This is a genomic window from Methanolobus sediminis (assembly GCF_031312595.1).
Taxonomy (GTDB): Archaea; Halobacteriota; Methanosarcinia; order Methanosarcinales; family Methanosarcinaceae; genus Methanolobus; species Methanolobus sediminis.
In genome coordinates, this window is the sequence record NZ_CP133592.1 from 1,088,911 (window position 1) to 1,104,933 (window position 16,023).

The following is a 16,023-nucleotide window of genomic DNA, read 5'->3' on the forward strand; positions in this document are numbered from 1 at the left end:
AGAGGACAGGCTAAACACCTTACCAGAATTAGCATTCATTCCCATGAAAGGTAAAGAAGCCTTAGAAGATCCCATGTTCCCCCATCCCATCAATTCATTCTATTCCCAATATAGATGCATATTCTAACACACTTTTACCGGATCTGCACGGACCGGTATCGAGAAACTGAACTTACTTCCTTCACCAAACCTACTCTCAACCCATACCCTGCCCTCATGCAGTTCTACGAACTTCCTGACAAGAGCAAGACCAAGCCCTGTTCCTTTTTGATCTCTGGCCAGATAGGAATTCAACTGAGTGAACGGGTGGAAGAGCTTGTCAATATCCTCTTCCGAAATACCGATGCCACTGTCCTCCACACTGATAACAATAACACTGCCCATAAGTTTTCCAGATATATCAACAGAACTCCTCTCCGGAGCGAACTTAATTGCATTGCTTCCCAGATTATACAGGATCTGCTTGAACTTGGTCCTGTCAGCATTGATAATATTCACCTCCGGTTCAATATCGACTTCCATCTTGATATGTTTCTTCTTTGCAAGAGGTGATAGTAACACCTGAACTTCATCTATTGCAACAGGAACAGAGAACTCTTCTACTAAGAGCTCCATTTTACCTGCTTCGACCTTAGAGATATCGAGTACATCGTTTATTAACTTTAACAGATGCTTTCCTGCATCTGATATATGACGTACATATCTGGTCTGCTTCTCATCCAGGTCACCGAATGTACGGTCCAGAAGTACATCAGAGAAACCGATAACAGAGGTCAGCGGAGTGCGTAATTCATGGCTCATGGTTGCCAGGAACTCATCCTTACTGCGATTTGCAGCCTCTGCAACGATCTTTGCATGAAGAAGTGCGTCTTCTGTTTTTTTACGTTCTGTAACATCCTGGATTGTACCTATAACAATATTTTTCTCTGCATCATACTCAGCAACTGAATGAATATCCCTAATAGCACCATCGTTTCGCCGGGCGATCCTGTACTGTACATCATAAGGAGAAAAGTGCTCAATCAATTCCCTCATAGCCTCATCCATCATTGGACGATATTCTGGCAAAACTACTGACTGCACCTCTTTAAGAGGTAAAATTTCATTATCTGTATCGTATCCATATATCCTTTTAGCCTCATCCGAAGAATCCATCATACCAGAATTAAGATTTAACTCCCAGCTCCCTATATGCCCTATTTTTTGAGCAGTTCTTAGTTGCATATTTCGTTTATGGAGTTCAACTTCGGCCTTTTTGCGCTCAGTTATGTCATGAACAATTGAGTAAAGGAGCTGCTGTGAATTCACAATAACAGGACTGCTGTAAACTTCAACATCACGAATCTGGCCATTTGCAAGTTTGTGCCTGAAAAGAAAATAGTTCCTTTTTTCAGCAACTGCATTCTGCATCTCTTCCAGTACTTTATCAGGAGGCAGAATATTGAGATCATGTATCTTCATGTGTGTGATTACTTCAAGTGGCCAACCATAGTAATCACATGCAGCATTATTGGCATCAATGATTTCAAAGTTCTCAGGGTTTATGAGTAAAGTAACTGCTTTGTTATACTTAAAAAGTGAGTGATATACGTCACCTTTCTCCATGAAGAATCGATCAGCACTTAGATATTCATTCACACAAGCAACATCGCTTGATTCTATATTTGCACCTGAATCACTTGATTGAATAGTGTCAAGTGTCTGGGATGAATCATAAGAGGTGTCTAATTCAGCTTTTGAACGAACACCATCAAACCCTGCACCTTCCATTGTACCACACTCATATAGCCAACAGGATTAGTTGCTGACCAGCTGTAAAAAATCATATCTCAGAGGAAATGTTATTCCGGATTAATTATTTGCAAGTCATGATAAATAAAAGTATTTTATCCAAATTAATACAAGCGCATCTGATAGAAACAACAAGAACACAGGAAAAATAAACACAAAAAACAATTCAAAAAATAGAGAGGATCTTAAAATTAATCCTCTATCTGGAAGTGCCACTGACATTCATCATTAGTGATGTTGGCAGGAGAAATAGATTCCTCTTTATAATGAGGAAGATCTGCACTTGCATACTTAGGGAAAACAAGAGAGATCTCTTTCTGGTAAGATGTCCCATCAGGGCTTAAACTTACTCTAAACAACATTTCAGGTCTGCTTCCATTCTTTACTAGATCCGTGCTACTCACATCATTCACTCCTTCTAATAACATATTTTATGTATTTTATACAGGCTTCCACATCCAACCCCCTGTATCCAGGGAAGTGGGAGTATGAAAACATTCTCAAACTCACCACATGCATAAATGTTACTAATACATATAAACTGTTTGGTTTACAAATATAGCCATATACAATTAGTTATGTTTACAGACATGACGGATACTACACAAAACAATATATCCCATAATGCAAACCTAAAACCATGGCCCTATTATCCAGAAATGAACTAAGGGATTTGATAAACAGCGAAACACCGCTTGTTGAGAATATGATCGATACAGAGACACAGTTACAACCAAACAGCGTTGAGCTAACCCTCAAAGGTATTGAAACATACACCAGTTCCGGTGCAGTTGACTTTGACAACAGTGAAAGAGAAACACCAGCAACTGAACCGATAGAATTCGATGAGAGAGACTGGGCATACCTTAAACCCGGGGTCTACAAGATAACATTCAACGAGATAGTCAATATTCCACTTGACAGAGCTGCTATTGCAAGACCAAGATCAACCTTACTCAGATGTGGAGCGAATATCGGGACTGCCGTATGGGATTCTGGATATAGAGGCAGAAGTGAATCCATGCTGGTTGTTTACAATCCTCACGGGTTCAGGCTGAAAAGAAATGCACGTGTAATGCAACTAATATTTTTTGACCTGCACAGCGAGCTTGCAGAAGGATACAACGGAAAGTACCAACATGAGAATCTGTGACATAGTGACACAATCTACGTTAGGATTATCTATAATTAAAGCAATCACGCAAGCATGAGTGAAATAGGCAAATCTGTCAGGATGGAAAGGATCTTCGATCGAAATACAAAGAATGCAATCATCATTCCAATGGACCATGGTGTAGGTGCAGGGCCTATAAAAGGAATTATTGACCTGCCTGCTGCAGTGAACAAAGTTGCAGATGGCGGGGCAAACGCAGTTCTCGGACACATGGGACTTCCTAAACATGGACACCGTGGATACGGAAGAGATATAGGACTTATTATACACCTCTCAGCTTCAACTTCTCTTGGACCTGACCCAAACCATAAGGTCATTGTCACATCAATTGAAGAAGCTATCAAAGTCGGTGCAGATGCGGTATCAATCCACGTAAACGTTGGCGCTGACGATGAAGCGGAAATGCTTCAGGATATGGGATATGTTGCCCGTCAGTGTGATGAGTGGGGAATGCCACTTCTTGCAATGATGTACCCAAGAGGACCAAAGGTAACCTCCGAGCATGATGTTGAATATGTAAAGCATGCAGCAAGGATCGGAGCAGAACTTGGAGCAGACATCGTCAAGACAAACTACACCGGTGAAATTGACACATTCAAGGAAGTAGTCAACGGATGTCCTGTACCGGTTGTAATCGCAGGTGGTCCAAGAATGGACACCGAACAGCAGCTTCTGGAAATGATCTACGATTCACTCCAGGCCGGTGGAAAAGGGGTAGCTATTGGAAGGAACGTTTTCCAGTCAGATGATCCTACAAAACTGGTATCTGACATCTCCAAGATCGTACATGGTGGAATGACACCAGAAGAAGTGCTCAAATTATAAGAGCACTTTTTGTTTTTAGTATTTTTTTATTATTTATAGTATATATTTTATACTCCAGTGGAAACAAGGGGGTTTTTGTTCAATATTCACAAATGCATTCTTTTTTGACTTGTGCACCCTTACACAATGTGAAGCTAATTGAAAATAGCTATGGAGATAAAGGACTGGTATCATTTTAACAAAAAACAACATTGATAAGTAAAAATCAATATCAAAAAAATGGATCGTAAGAGCAAGGTCAGTGTTGAAATGACAAATAGAATCATATTTAAGATGGTGGTACGATATGATTTGATTGAGATTCAACCTTGCTCAAACATATAATATACTCCGGCATATATAATAATTACGGAGATATATGGAGAGAAATATCATTGAAAGTCAAGAAACTACTACCAAAAAAGTGAATAAGAAGAGCAAGGCCAGTGTTGAAATGACCAATTGAATCATATTTAGATGGTGGTACGATATGATTTGATTGAGATTCGACCTTGCTCAATTATACCATGTATGAACATACATATAATATCTGCGAGAATAAAAATGGGATATTACTACATGAATCGAGATGTTGTGAACATACATGTTTTGAAATTGCTTTCGTTACCATTAAATGCAATGGGCATATCGATGAACTCATAAGAATCATAAATATACCCAAATTATCGAGGATCATTCATGGATAAATATGAGCAGGTAATAGAACTGGCTAAACGTCGCGGATTTTTGTGGAACTCTTTTGAGCTTTACGGAGGTACTGCTGGATTTTACGATTACGGACCACTTGGAAGCACCCTGAAACGCAGGATAGAACAGATCTGGAGAGAGACCTACGTTGTACAGGAAGGTTTCATGGAGATAGAGGCCCCTACTATCGGAATTGAAGAAGTGTTCGTGGCATCCGGGCACGTTGGCGGTTTCTCAGACCCACTCTGCGAATGTAAGAACTGTGGAGAAGCATTCAGGGCAGACCACCTTATAGACAAAATCGTAGACTGTGCTGATGCGCTCAGCGTTAAAGAGCTTGACAAAGTAATCATAGAGAACAACGTCAGATGTCCTGAATGTGAAGGAGAACTTGGGGAAGCTTACGAGTTCAACCTCATGTTCAAGACAAACATAGGCCCAGGCACAGGAAGAAAGGGATACATGCGTCCTGAGACCGCACAGGGAATGTTTGTGGATTTCTTAAGACTTGCAAGGTTCTACCGTGAAAAACTCCCATTCGGTGCCACACAGATAGGAAAATCATATCGTAACGAGATCTCACCAAGACAGGGAGTAATCAGGCTCAGGGAATTTACTCAGGCAGAAGCTGAAATATTCATTGACCCTAACGACAAGAAACACGCAAACTTCAGCAGGTTTGCTGACACAGTTGTCAACCTTTACTCAGAGGAAGCACAGCACAAAGGCGTTATTGAGAAAATGACTCTCGGCGAAGCAGTTAAGAAAGGCACAATTGCCCACGAGTTCCTGGCTTACCAGATAGGACTTACAAACCACTTCCTCCAGCGCATTGGAATTACAGCAGACAAGCTGAGATTCAGGCAGCACCAGAAAGACGAGATGGCACACTATGCGATCGACTGCTGGGATGCCGAGATCCAGACTGAAAGGTTTGACTGGGTTGAAGTTGTGGGAATTGCAGACAGGACAGACTATGACCTGAAGGCACATGCTGCTGTGAGCAAGACCGAACTCTCAATTTACAGAGAATACAGCGAACCCAAGATGGTTACACAATTCGTTGTCAAGCCAAACATGGGAAAGCTTGGACCACTTTTCAAAGGCAAGGCAAAAGCTGTTGCGGATGCACTCAAGGCACTTAACCAGGCAGAACTGGAACAGGAGAACATCACAGTTACTGTTGATGGTGAGGAAGTCAACGTACCGGGAGATATTGTAGAGTTTGCAGAGGAAACTGTTAAGATCAGCGGAGAAAATATCATTCCTCACGTTATAGAGCCATCCTATGGTATTGACAGGATATTCTACTCAACCATGGAACATGCATTTGAAGAAGAAATGGTCAGCGGCAAGGAAGAAGCTGAGGACGAAGAAGCAGAAGCAAGGATTGTCCTGAGATTCAAGAAAGAAGTCGCCCCAGTGCAAGTCGCAATTCTTCCACTGCTTACAAGGGAAGAGCTCATCAACCCTGCAAGGAAGATAGAGGCTCAGTTGAAGCAGAAAGGTCTGCTTGTTTCCTATGACGACTCAGGAACCATCGGAAGACGTTACAGAAGAAACGATGAGATCGGAACCCCATACTCCATCACAATCGACTATGACACACTGGAAGACAACACCGTCACCATCAGGGACAGGGACAGCATGAAGCAGGTCCGTGCACCTATTGACGGAATTGCAGACCTTGTTTATGAAATGATTTATATGGGCAGGGACTTTGAGAGTGCTGGAAAGGCACTCTAAACTCTTTTTCTTTTACTTTTCCAGGTCATTTCCCGTTTCTGAAATTAAACAATACTTTCACCCTGCTTAGCTCAGCTTTAAAAGTCTGAAGAGAATATATATTGCAAAGCCAGATACTTAATGTAAAATTGTAAGAATTATAAGATTTTCAAACATGCAAGTATGGTAACATGCCGGAATATATCAAACACCCTTTGATAAAAGCAGACACTGTGGAGCAGAGGCTATATCAGCTTGATCTGGCAGGCAAGGCTCTTGATGTTTCCACACTTGTTGTATTGCCAACCGGACTTGGAAAGACCGTTGTATGTCTTCTTGTTATGGCTTCCCGCCTTGAGACATTAGGCGGCAAGGTAATGGTGCTTTCTCCAACAAAACCTCTTGTGGAGCAACATGCATCTTTTTTCAGGAACGTGATGAACATCCCGGAGGAAGATGTCCTCACTTTCACAGGTAGTGTTAGTCCTGAGAAAAGGTCAGAACTCTGGAAAACTGGCAAAGTTATCATATCCACACCTCAGGTTATTGAGAATGATATACTGACCAAAAGGATAAGCCTTGAGGATGTTACCCACATTACATTTGATGAGGCTCACCGTGCAGTCGGAAACTATGCTTACACATACATTGCAGAGAGATATTTTGAAACTGCAAATAATCCTCTTTGCTTAGGGATAACTGCAAGTCCCGGAAGCTCGGATGAAAAGATAGCAGAAGTTTGTGAGTCACTTCACATCGAATCGGTTGCTGTTAAAACTGAATCAGACAGCGATGTCAAACCGTACATTCATAAAAAAGAGATCGAATGGAAGCGCATCAACCTTCCTGACGAGATGAAAGAGATCAAAGACCTGTTGAACAAGGTTCTAGAAGACAGGTATAAGAAACTCACCGAGCTTGGCTATCCAATTTACAACCAGAGATATGTTTCTAAAAAAGACCTGCTTGGTTTGCAGGCAAAACTTCAGGGAGAACTCAGAGGAGGAATGCCTGATAATTCAGTTTACAGCGCGATTTCCTTACTTGCAGAGATACTCAAAGTAAGCCATGCTGTGGAAATTACGGAAACACAGGGACTGGAAGCACTCCGCATGTACATGGAAAGGCTTGACAACGAAGCAGGTTCTAAAAGCGGAAGCAAGGCATCAAAGCGCCTGGCTGAAGACCTCTACATCAGGCAGGCGGTTCACCGCCTGAGAGACTGTGACCTTGAGCATCCCAAACTGGAATATGTAAAGGATATTGTTCTCAATGAGCTTGAGAACAAGCCGCATTCCAGAGTTATTGTTTTTGCCAATTACCGTGATACTGCCGAGATGCTGACTAATGCACTCGCTGAAGTTGAAGGAATAAGACCTGTGAGGTTTGTGGGACAGGCATCCAAATACAAAGACAAAGGACTGACACAGAAGCAGCAGGTTGAGATCATCGAGCAGTTCAAGGCAGGAGATTACAATGTACTTGTGGCAACCTCGGTTGCAGAGGAAGGGCTTGATATCCCATCCACAGACCTTGTGCTGTTTTACGAACCGATTCCCTCTGAGATCAGGAGTATCCAGAGGAAAGGACGAACCGGAAGAAAGCATGAAGGTCGTGTTGTCGTGCTTGTGACAAAGGGCACCAGGGATGAAGGATATTACTGGAGCAGCCTTTCAAAAGAAAGGAAAATGCAGAGTAACATGAGAGAGCTTCAGGCTTCCATGCCGGCAAGGAAAAATAACTCAATTGAAGAAGAGTTCATGCTGGATGGCAACGGGAATGACCAGAAAACATTGTTCGAATACGATGACAAGAGTGATGTTAAACCGGAAAACAAGGATAGTATCAAAATTGCTGTAGACCAGCGTGAGATTCGCAGTTCTGTTGCCCGCTCCCTTGACAGAAGTGGAGTAGAAATAATAGTGAAGACACTGGAAGTCGGGGACTACATCCTGAGTGACCGCATTGCTGTGGAAAGAAAAGAGACACAGGACTTCGTTGGTTCGCTTATCGAGCAAAAATTGTTCGAACAAATATCCAATCTATCAAGAGCTTACGAAAAACCAATACTCATAATAGAGGGTGAAAGCCTCTTTAATTGCAGAGGAATTAGTCCAAATGCGATTCATGGAACCCTGTCATCAATATCACTGGATTTTGGCGTTTCAATATTCTATACGCGCGACCCGGAAGATACTGCCGCCCTATTGCAACAGATCGCAAAGAGAGAACAGGTTGATGAGAAACGGGAAGTGAACATGCACGGGAAGAAAGCGGCAGCCATGTTGCCGCAACAACAGGAATATGTTGTGTCTTCTATATCTGATATCGGTCCTAAAGCAGCCAGAAATCTTCTGAAGCATTTCGGCTCTGTGGAAAATATGATGAAAGCCAGTTATGAGGAACTGCTTGAAGTCAACAATGTCGGGCCTAAGACTGCGGCTAAGATCAGAGAAATAATTGGCAGCGAGTATAAACGCTAATCATTGAAAATAAAAATAAGGTAAAAGTGGAAACTTCCACTTCAAAATAGCAAATCATTTTGTTAGTTCATTTTATTCATAATATCCATGCAGCGCTCAATCATATCCAGATAATCGGATATTCTCCGGACATCTGTCTCATCCTGCATTGCACTTGCAAGTGACACCATTTTTCTGATCAGTAAAGTTTCCAGTTCGGGAATTGATGCAGGAATTGAAGATGATTGATCTAAAGATGTTTCTTCGTGTGGAGGGATTGAAGGAGTGGATTTAGGGACTGCCGCAACAGGAGATTCCTTTATTTCTACTGGAGAAACTTCTGTTTTTTGTTTTGGTGGGACTGCCGGAGCAGATTGTGGCTGCATGCCTCCACGAGGGTCACGGACATCATCACAGACAGGGCATAGTACCCTACCTTGATACCGGAAGAGAGGGGCACCACAGTTGCCACAATGTTGTGCAAGCATTGTTCCGCCAATCTCAAGCATTCGGGATATTTTTTGTACATTTTCATCATCAGTATTTGACATGTTATCTCCTTTTTCTCAAAACCTATATACCAATGAAAGTCTTTTTATAGAATATAATTATTTAGGAATAAATTGAGCAACCCTATTTTGATTTCAAAGTTATCAAGGTGATCCTATATGTCAAATTTTGATCAAGTCATTGAAGAATGCAAGCAAAAGTTAGAATATATCGCAAACGATAATTCAGTACCAAGAAACATCAGGCGTTCTGCAAATGATATTCTGGAAACATTAAGTAAAAGTGATGAGCCGCTCTTTTTGAGGACATCATCAAGTATATCCATTCTTGAGGATATCAGCAACGACCCTAACATCCCTGTTCACACAAGAACACTCATCTGGGATGTTGCAAGCCAGCTCGAGACCATTCCGGTCGACGAGTAAAACGAACAATCTAATTGTTCGCTTTTTTACCTTTTTTAGTTTTGAACTGCGATTCTTGTAGTTCCTACTAAATATCACCGCATCACCTATTTTATCCGCGCTTTTGAAAAACTGTTTATATCAAGCTGTAAATGAACTAAATGATTGGAATGATCTACAATATATCCTGCAGCATAAAAGATAGCTTTGAAGAAAAAGACAAAGCAAGAGAAAGCAGTCTGGCAATTTCCAGGGATGTTGTGCGCAACTGCAGGACAGCAATGTATAGCATACATAACAGGGATTTTGATAGGGCGAAGAAGCTGATATCCGAAGCCATGGAAATGACAGAGAAAATGAACACATTGCTTGCGGATCATCCTGACATATACTATTCCGGTTTTCTGGAACATGCGCAACAGGAATTCGTTGAGTGTCTGGTGATATACAACATACTCAACGGTGAAGACAAAGAAATGCCCGGACCTCAGGAGCTTAATGTCAGCAGTGTGGCATATCTTAACGGACTTGGAGATGTTGGCGGGGAACTCAGACGGCACATCCTTGACTTGATAAGAAAGGACAGACCTGAAGAAGGTGAAAAATACCTGGGGCTTATGGAAGAGATTTACAATTGCCTTATGATGTTTGATTATCCTGATGCCATGACCAAAGGACTCCGGCATAAGACAGATGTCACAAGGTCAATTATAGAGAAGACCAGAGGCGACCTTACAAATGCCATGAGGCAGCAAAAGCTGGAAAAGGCAATGAAGGAATTTGAGAACAGAATCAATTAACCAATTGGCCTTAATTGATCCGTTTATTTCAATTTCAAGATCACATATTTACACATATTACGAGGAATATACATGAAATTCAACCCTGATGATATTAAAAAAGCAGCTAGCGAGGATTTTGACGCTGCATGGAATAAGGGTACAGAGTACATCAGCGAGTCTAAGCTGAATGACCAGTATCCACACATGACCATCAAATTCGGTAAGCCACATCCGGTATATGATACAATCTCAAAGCTTCGTGATGCTTACCTTAGAATGGGATTTGAGGAAATGATGAATCCGCTCATTGTTGATGAGAGAGAGGTTCACAAACAGTTCAGCCATGAGGCACTAGCGGTCCTTGACAGGTGTTTCTACCTTGCAGGACTCCCACGTCCGAATGTAGGTATCTCAGACGAGCGTATTGCCCTGATAAAGGAAATCCTCGGTGGTGTTGACGATGAAGCCATTGAGACCATCAGGAAAGTCCTTCACGCATACAAGAAGGGAGATGTCGAGGGAGATGACCTCGTACCTGAGATCGCAGCCAGCATCAATATCTCAGACTCACTTGTCGTTGAGATGATCGACCAGGTCTTCCCTGAATTCAAGGAACTTATTCCTCAGGCAACCAAGAAGACCCTCAGAAGTCACATGACCTCCGGCTGGTTCATCAGTCTTTCATCTATAATCGAGCGTGCAAACCCGCCTTTTAACTTCTTCTCAATTGACCGCTGCTTCAGAAGGGAACAGGACGAAGACGCTGCGCGTCTTATGACATACTACTCTGCATCCTGTGTGATCATGGATGAGAACGTGACCATCGATCACGGAAAAGCAGTGGCACAGGGATTACTTTCACAATTCGGTTTCGAGAAGTTCATGTTTAGGCCGGATGACAAGCGCAGCAAGTACTACGTACCTGACACTCAGATAGAGGTATTTGCTTACCATCCAAAGCTGGTCGGTTCTAACACAAAGTACTCCGACGGATGGATAGAGATAGCAACTTTCGGTATTTACTCTCCTATCGCCCTCTCACAGTACAATATACCATATCCGGTGATGAACCTTGGACTTGGCGTGGAAAGACTTGCTATGATTCTCCACGATGCAACTGACATCCGTTCACTCACATATCCGCAGATCACACAGTATTCTGAATGGAAGATGACCGACAATGAGCTTGCAAAGAATGTCAAAGTTGCAAATGTTCCTGAGACCGCAGAAGGCATGGAGATTGTAAAGGCTATTGTGGCCATCTGTAATGAACATGGTTCAACTCCAAGTCCATGCGAATTCCCTGCATGGGAAGGAACGATCAACGGAAAGACAGTGAAGGTAGCTGTTGTTGAACCGGAAGAGGAAACAAAGCTCTGTGGACCTGCTGTATTCAATGAGGTCGTTGCATACGAGAACGACATCCTTGGAGTACCGGATAACAAGAAGTGGAAGAATGTACTTGAGAACCACTCTGCAAGAACCGGCGTCACATTCCTTGATGCATTTGCATGCCAGGCGGCAAAGGATATTGAAAATGCAATTGCAAACGGTGAAAGCGAAGTTGAGACGAGGGTCAGGATCGTTAAGGTTCCTTCCGAGATCAACATCCGCCTTGAACCACTTGCACAGCGTTTCATCACAAGCAACAAGAAGAAGATCGACATCCGTGGACCTGTGTTCACTACTGTGAGGGCAACTATTGAATAATAACGAACTGGACTACTGGTTCGACCCATCTTCACGTACACTGGAGGAACTGAGAGTCCTCCAGAACAAAGCCATTGAAAAGTTAAGTCTTGAAGATGGCTTTGGAAAGATAGACAGGATTGCAGGTGTGGACTGCGCATATTTTGAAGACAGGATTGTCTGTGCCATGCCTGTTCTGGACTATAATACACTTGAAGTCATTGAAAAGAAATACATCGTGCAAAAGGTTGCTTTTCCGTATATTCCTACTTACCTGAACTTTAGGGAAGGAAAAGCCATTGCATCTGTTTTTATGGAACTTGAAAATAAGCCGGACATGATTATGTTTGATTCCTGCGGCATCAACCATCCGATCAAGGCAGGAATGGCTACTTATTTTGGAGCAGCCATGGATATACCGACTATTGGTGTTTCCAAGAAGATACTTTGCGGCGATTCAGAAACGCCTGTTGAGGTTGGAGAATCACAGAAACTGATGTATGAAGGCAATCAGGTTGGCTGGCTTCTGAAAAGCAATAAACGCAGCAATCCGATTATTGTGGCACCCGGACACAAAGTTTCTGTTGAAAGCTCGCTTGAGATTGTGAAACACTGCCTGAAAGGATATAAGCTGCCCGAACCTACCAGGCTTGCACATATGTATGCGGCAGAAGCTAAGAAAGAGATTCTGGAACAGAAGGACAGGAATTGATATTATGAACCCATGCAAAGATTCAAATTATCCTGATCATCTAAATTATCAAAAATACCCGAATATTGAAGCGCTTGTGGACGAAGGTGAACCTGTGTGCATCACCCTTTGTGATGATGACGGTGAGACTTCAGAGATGCTTTACTGTGAACTTGTACATCTGGCGCGAAACGGGAAATCTTTCCTGATAGAAGACCAGAGATGCAGACCTGGAAAATTCATACTTGGTGTGAGTGAGAACAGTCCGGCAGACTATTACCTGAAATCCAATAGGTATAAGGATGAGGAGACGGCACAGAGGGCTGTGAATTCGCTTCCGAGGATTGAAAGGGAGTACAGATCAATTAAAATCGAGCCTCTTGGGAAAAATAATGGCAAATTTAATGTTCTTTTGCTTTATCTTAAACCTGAAAGTGCTATGAAGATCATACAGGCATATGCATTTCATTTTGGGGAGGGAATTACTTCAAGGTCAATTGGTGCGGCGTCCATATGCGGAGATTGTACTGCAAGGGTGCTGAAAGATGGGATTGGTATTTCCTATGGATGCAAGGGTTCCAGAAAACATAGCGGCTATGCTAATGAGGAAGTTCCTATTGGAATTGCTTATAGTATGCTGGAAAAAATAGAAGAGGGACTGAAAAACATCCCTGCAACGTTTGATTGATTATATGGCTTGTATTGAATCTATTGATCCTATTGGGTATAATCATCTGGCGTTGTAGAGTGGAATTTCTTCCGCGTCTACTTTTGTGACTTCACCTATGGTGTTGTTCAGAACTTTCCTTATACGAGCAATGCATTTTGGATCGAGCTGAAGTCTGAGGCTTGTGGTTTCACGTTCCTCATAATAGGCCTCACTGCTCTGCGTTACGCGGTGTGTTGATACCTGATGCCTGACCAGTTTGGCGACTATGCCCATGTTCCCGCCTGTGAGATCATCAGGGCTTGTGTGGGTGAGGAGTAACATATCACCTACGTTCATGTGCAGTGCTGCCAGAAAGTTGTGAGGACTCCTGATCTCTATTGTCAGAAGCCGGTTCTGCCTCAGTTCTGAGATAACACGCTCAGATATTCCTGTCAAAGCAATATATTCCATGTTATCACCCGTACATTGGGAACTCTTTTCTTCCACCTGTTGTTGGCTGTTCGGTTGTCCTTACGTCCTCGGCAAGTCTCTGCATCTCAATCTCGATCTTCTCTGCCTGTTCTATGAGGCCTGCGGTGTTGATCTTATAGTCGTAAAGAATATTCAGGACATCGATCACCACTGCTGCTGCCCTTGGATCAGGGTTCTGGCTCATGGTTGAACCGAGCAGGCTTATGGCAGGGATTTCACGCACGAGACATTCACCCATGATGCTGCCGGATATTCCTGAGATGGTTCCCATCTGGAATAATTCTACTTTGTCCTTTATCCTATCCAGCATCTCCATGGTGGTGGCTGCACCGAATACTTTGTGTTCCTCACTCATGGTTGCGATTCCTGCAAGAGATACGATCTCTTTTACATTGATGGACTGTGCCCATGAGAGAAGAGCTTTGCTTATATCGTATGCAATTACCGGATTGATCGGAATGTCAGAGACTACCATTACCATGCCATGCTCTGTGCTTTCGTAGATCCTGACAGGCATGTTTATGAGTCCTTCGTAAAGAACCGCTATCGGAGGGAAATGCCTGGAATCTATGGAACCTACATATTCCATCTTAAGTTCGTCTATTATCTGCTGACTGGCAATGTTACCAACTAAACCTATTCCCGGAAAACCCTCTATTAATATAGGATTTTCAGTCTGAATCTCTGTGGTTATGATCTTTACATTGTTGTCCTCATAATCTGTTTCAGCCAAACGATCACCTTTTAAAATCCAACTTAGTAAACTCCCTATATTAATATAAGATTTAGCTTATAGATAAGAGCATCGTTTGCCAGCGTTGATTGAACTGTTACATGATGAGTAAGATTTAAAGGCAGTTAAACTGTATTAATAAATGTTGTGAATATAGCCATATTCATCATAGGTTTTGTATTTTATTAAATTGAATAGGAGGGTTCATAGTTTGGATATTGAGTATGGAAATGGAAAAAATATGTTGTATCGTTATTTGAGTCCAAGTGTAATGAAAAAGAAGCACATTGACCACCCTGATCCATTATTTGATGAATTAACTTACGGAGAAGGTGGAAACTTTAGTAGTATGGTTAGGCAAAATGTTCTACCTGGAAGCCATATTTTCTTTCATACTACAATTGGAGGACAACGCTATATTACAGCCCATTATTTTGTTTCTAAGATTATGGAAGGCTTTGACGCAAGGCAAGATAAAGATACCAGAGCAACATATAGAAACGTACACATTCACCCTGAAAATTTCGAAGAGTGGTGGCCATCCTATGATGTTAATTTGGAAAAAGAGACAGATTCAAATGACATTGTCATTTTTGGAGATAAAAAAAGTCTCTTGGGAAACTTGAGAATCCATTACCTTTTGATAAAGAACTCGCTGAAAAATTAGTGTTTGAAGGCAATCAAATAAATCTTGGAATAATAAACAAAAACGGACGAACTATGAGTGATAGTGAATGTATTACTTCCTGTACACGAGTTCCTCGTTACATCACTAAAAACGATGTTCGTACTTTATTTGAAGAAATTAGCTTATTGAATGAAATTGACGGTTTCAGCAAAGAAAGCAATAAGGCGTATTTAGAATTCGAAACTCGATTGGACATTGATTTTCCAGAAAAATATATAGAAGACATGGTTTTTATGCAACCCAATCTTGTAGAACCCGGAATGAAAGTAATTTCAAGACAGCTAACAATACCCACGGGAAGAATTGATCTTTTATTAGAAAATGAAGCCGGCGAAATAGTGATTCTTGAAATAAAAAAAGGATTTCCACGTGATGATGTTGTAGCTCAGGTTCTTAGTTACAAAGGAGATATTGAAGACCGATATCCTGACAAAAATGTTAAAACTGCAATATTGTGTGAAGATTGTTCCAATAGAGTAAAAAATGCTGCAAAATCTGCAGACATGATAATTTACAAATATGGAGCGTATTTCCAAATTAGTGCTTAACATGCGGATAACAACAACTTAACATATAATTTGAGTTTGGTGAGTAAAAAGAAAGCTCAAAAAAATAGTACAAACACTCACCTTTAAATCTTTTTTATGTAAACACAATACAAACACATCACTAAGCCACAATACAAAAATATCATCATCAACATGCCATTAACGAAGCAATC

The 16,023-nt window shown here is 41.7% G+C and carries 16 protein-coding genes; 11 read left to right on the forward strand and 5 right to left on the reverse strand.

Annotated features, from left to right (window positions below; genetic code table 11):
- Positions 1–123: 123 nt before the first annotated feature.
- Complete coding sequence (locus tag RE474_RS05245; protein WP_309311922.1) at positions 124–1,770, reverse strand: PAS domain-containing sensor histidine kinase; 1,647 nt, start codon at positions 1,768–1,770, stop codon at positions 124–126.
- A gap of 212 nt (positions 1,771–1,982) precedes the next feature.
- On the reverse strand, positions 1,983–2,195 hold the full coding sequence (locus RE474_RS05250; RefSeq protein ID WP_309311923.1) for a hypothetical protein: 213 nt from the start codon (positions 2,193–2,195) through the stop codon (positions 1,983–1,985).
- A gap of 236 nt (positions 2,196–2,431) precedes the next feature.
- On the opposite strand from RE474_RS05250, the gene RE474_RS05255 reads away from it, so the two are divergent.
- The 4 genes from RE474_RS05255 (at position 2,432) to RE474_RS05270 (ending at position 8,685) form a co-directional block, all read left to right on the forward strand.
- The gene (locus RE474_RS05255; protein WP_309311924.1) at positions 2,432–2,944 is read left to right on the forward strand and encodes a deoxyuridine 5'-triphosphate nucleotidohydrolase; all 513 of its coding nucleotides are present in this window, start codon (positions 2,432–2,434) and stop codon (positions 2,942–2,944) included.
- A 54-nt stretch (positions 2,945–2,998) separates the two neighbouring features.
- Positions 2,999–3,790, forward strand: a complete 792-nt coding sequence (locus RE474_RS05260) for a 2-amino-3,7-dideoxy-D-threo-hept-6-ulosonate synthase (RefSeq protein ID WP_309311925.1) — start codon at positions 2,999–3,001, stop codon at positions 3,788–3,790.
- A gap of 678 nt (positions 3,791–4,468) precedes the next feature.
- Positions 4,469–6,223, forward strand: a complete 1,755-nt coding sequence (gene glyS, locus RE474_RS05265) for a glycine--tRNA ligase (RefSeq protein ID WP_309311926.1) — start codon at positions 4,469–4,471, stop codon at positions 6,221–6,223.
- Between the two features lie 170 nt (positions 6,224–6,393).
- Positions 6,394–8,685, forward strand: a complete 2,292-nt coding sequence (locus RE474_RS05270) for a DEAD/DEAH box helicase (protein WP_309311927.1) — start codon at positions 6,394–6,396, stop codon at positions 8,683–8,685.
- Between the two features lie 62 nt (positions 8,686–8,747).
- Here RE474_RS05270 and RE474_RS05275 read toward each other — a convergent pair whose 3' ends face one another.
- Complete coding sequence (locus tag RE474_RS05275; RefSeq protein WP_309311928.1) at positions 8,748–9,215, reverse strand: Sjogren's syndrome/scleroderma autoantigen 1 family protein; 468 nt, start codon at positions 9,213–9,215, stop codon at positions 8,748–8,750.
- 117 nt (positions 9,216–9,332) lie between these two features.
- On the opposite strand from RE474_RS05275, the gene RE474_RS05280 reads away from it, so the two are divergent.
- From RE474_RS05280 to RE474_RS05300, 5 genes are all read left to right on the forward strand, one after another.
- Positions 9,333–9,599: a stationary phase-response protein gene (locus tag RE474_RS05280; RefSeq protein WP_309311929.1), complete on the forward strand. Its 267-nt coding sequence runs from the start codon at positions 9,333–9,335 to the stop codon at positions 9,597–9,599.
- 140 nt (positions 9,600–9,739) lie between these two features.
- Positions 9,740–10,378: a haloacid dehalogenase gene (locus RE474_RS05285; protein ID WP_309311930.1), complete on the forward strand. Its 639-nt coding sequence runs from the start codon at positions 9,740–9,742 to the stop codon at positions 10,376–10,378.
- A gap of 72 nt (positions 10,379–10,450) precedes the next feature.
- Positions 10,451–12,070, forward strand: coding sequence for an O-phosphoserine--tRNA ligase (sepS, locus tag RE474_RS05290; RefSeq protein WP_309311931.1), 1,620 nt, complete (start codon positions 10,451–10,453; stop codon positions 12,068–12,070).
- Positions 12,063–12,761 (forward strand): endonuclease V, encoded by a 699-nt coding sequence (locus RE474_RS05295; protein WP_309311932.1) that lies wholly within the window; start codon positions 12,063–12,065, stop codon positions 12,759–12,761. The genes sepS and RE474_RS05295 overlap by 8 nt, the downstream gene beginning before the upstream one ends.
- A 4-nt stretch (positions 12,762–12,765) precedes the next feature.
- Positions 12,766–13,428, forward strand: a complete 663-nt coding sequence (locus RE474_RS05300; protein WP_309311933.1) for a DUF169 domain-containing protein — start codon at positions 12,766–12,768, stop codon at positions 13,426–13,428.
- A 42-nt stretch (positions 13,429–13,470) separates the two neighbouring features.
- Here RE474_RS05300 and RE474_RS05305 read toward each other — a convergent pair whose 3' ends face one another.
- Positions 13,471–13,860, reverse strand: a complete 390-nt coding sequence (locus RE474_RS05305; protein WP_309311934.1) for a DUF473 domain-containing protein — start codon at positions 13,858–13,860, stop codon at positions 13,471–13,473.
- Positions 13,861–13,864: 4 nt separating this feature from the next.
- Positions 13,865–14,614: a proteasome assembly chaperone family protein gene (locus RE474_RS05310; RefSeq protein WP_309311935.1), complete on the reverse strand. Its 750-nt coding sequence runs from the start codon at positions 14,612–14,614 to the stop codon at positions 13,865–13,867.
- 211 nt (positions 14,615–14,825) lie between these two features.
- Between RE474_RS05310 and RE474_RS05315 the strand changes: the two genes are divergently transcribed.
- Complete coding sequence (locus RE474_RS05315) at positions 14,826–15,281, forward strand: hypothetical protein (RefSeq protein WP_309311936.1); 456 nt, start codon at positions 14,826–14,828, stop codon at positions 15,279–15,281.
- A gap of 53 nt (positions 15,282–15,334) precedes the next feature.
- Positions 15,335–15,850 carry an endonuclease NucS domain-containing protein gene (locus RE474_RS05320; RefSeq protein WP_309311937.1) on the forward strand — a complete coding sequence of 172 codons (516 nt, stop codon included), beginning with the start codon at positions 15,335–15,337 and terminating at the stop codon, positions 15,848–15,850.
- Positions 15,851–16,023 lie beyond the last annotated feature (173 nt).

What these genes read in the sequence shown, in the direction of transcription:
- RE474_RS05245 (WP_309311922.1), bottom strand. Translation starts at nt 1,770, where the DNA reads ATGGAAGGTGCAGGGTTTGATGGTGTTCGTTCAAAAGCTGAATTAGAC.
- RE474_RS05255 (WP_309311924.1), top strand. Translation starts at nt 2,432, where the DNA reads ATGGCCCTATTATCCAGAAATGAACTAAGGGATTTGATAAACAGCGAA.
- RE474_RS05260 (WP_309311925.1), top strand. Translation starts at nt 2,999, where the DNA reads ATGAGTGAAATAGGCAAATCTGTCAGGATGGAAAGGATCTTCGATCGA.
- glyS (WP_309311926.1), top strand. Translation starts at nt 4,469, where the DNA reads ATGGATAAATATGAGCAGGTAATAGAACTGGCTAAACGTCGCGGATTT.
- RE474_RS05270 (WP_309311927.1), top strand. Translation starts at nt 6,394, where the DNA reads ATGCCGGAATATATCAAACACCCTTTGATAAAAGCAGACACTGTGGAG.
- RE474_RS05275 (WP_309311928.1), bottom strand. Translation starts at nt 9,215, where the DNA reads ATGTCAAATACTGATGATGAAAATGTACAAAAAATATCCCGAATGCTT.
- RE474_RS05280 (WP_309311929.1), top strand. Translation starts at nt 9,333, where the DNA reads ATGTCAAATTTTGATCAAGTCATTGAAGAATGCAAGCAAAAGTTAGAA.
- RE474_RS05285 (WP_309311930.1), top strand. Translation starts at nt 9,740, where the DNA reads ATGATTGGAATGATCTACAATATATCCTGCAGCATAAAAGATAGCTTT.
- sepS (WP_309311931.1), top strand. Translation starts at nt 10,451, where the DNA reads ATGAAATTCAACCCTGATGATATTAAAAAAGCAGCTAGCGAGGATTTT.
- RE474_RS05300 (WP_309311933.1), top strand. Translation starts at nt 12,766, where the DNA reads ATGAACCCATGCAAAGATTCAAATTATCCTGATCATCTAAATTATCAA.
- RE474_RS05305 (WP_309311934.1), bottom strand. Translation starts at nt 13,860, where the DNA reads ATGGAATATATTGCTTTGACAGGAATATCTGAGCGTGTTATCTCAGAA.
- RE474_RS05320 (WP_309311937.1), top strand. Translation starts at nt 15,335, where the DNA reads ATGAGTGATAGTGAATGTATTACTTCCTGTACACGAGTTCCTCGTTAC.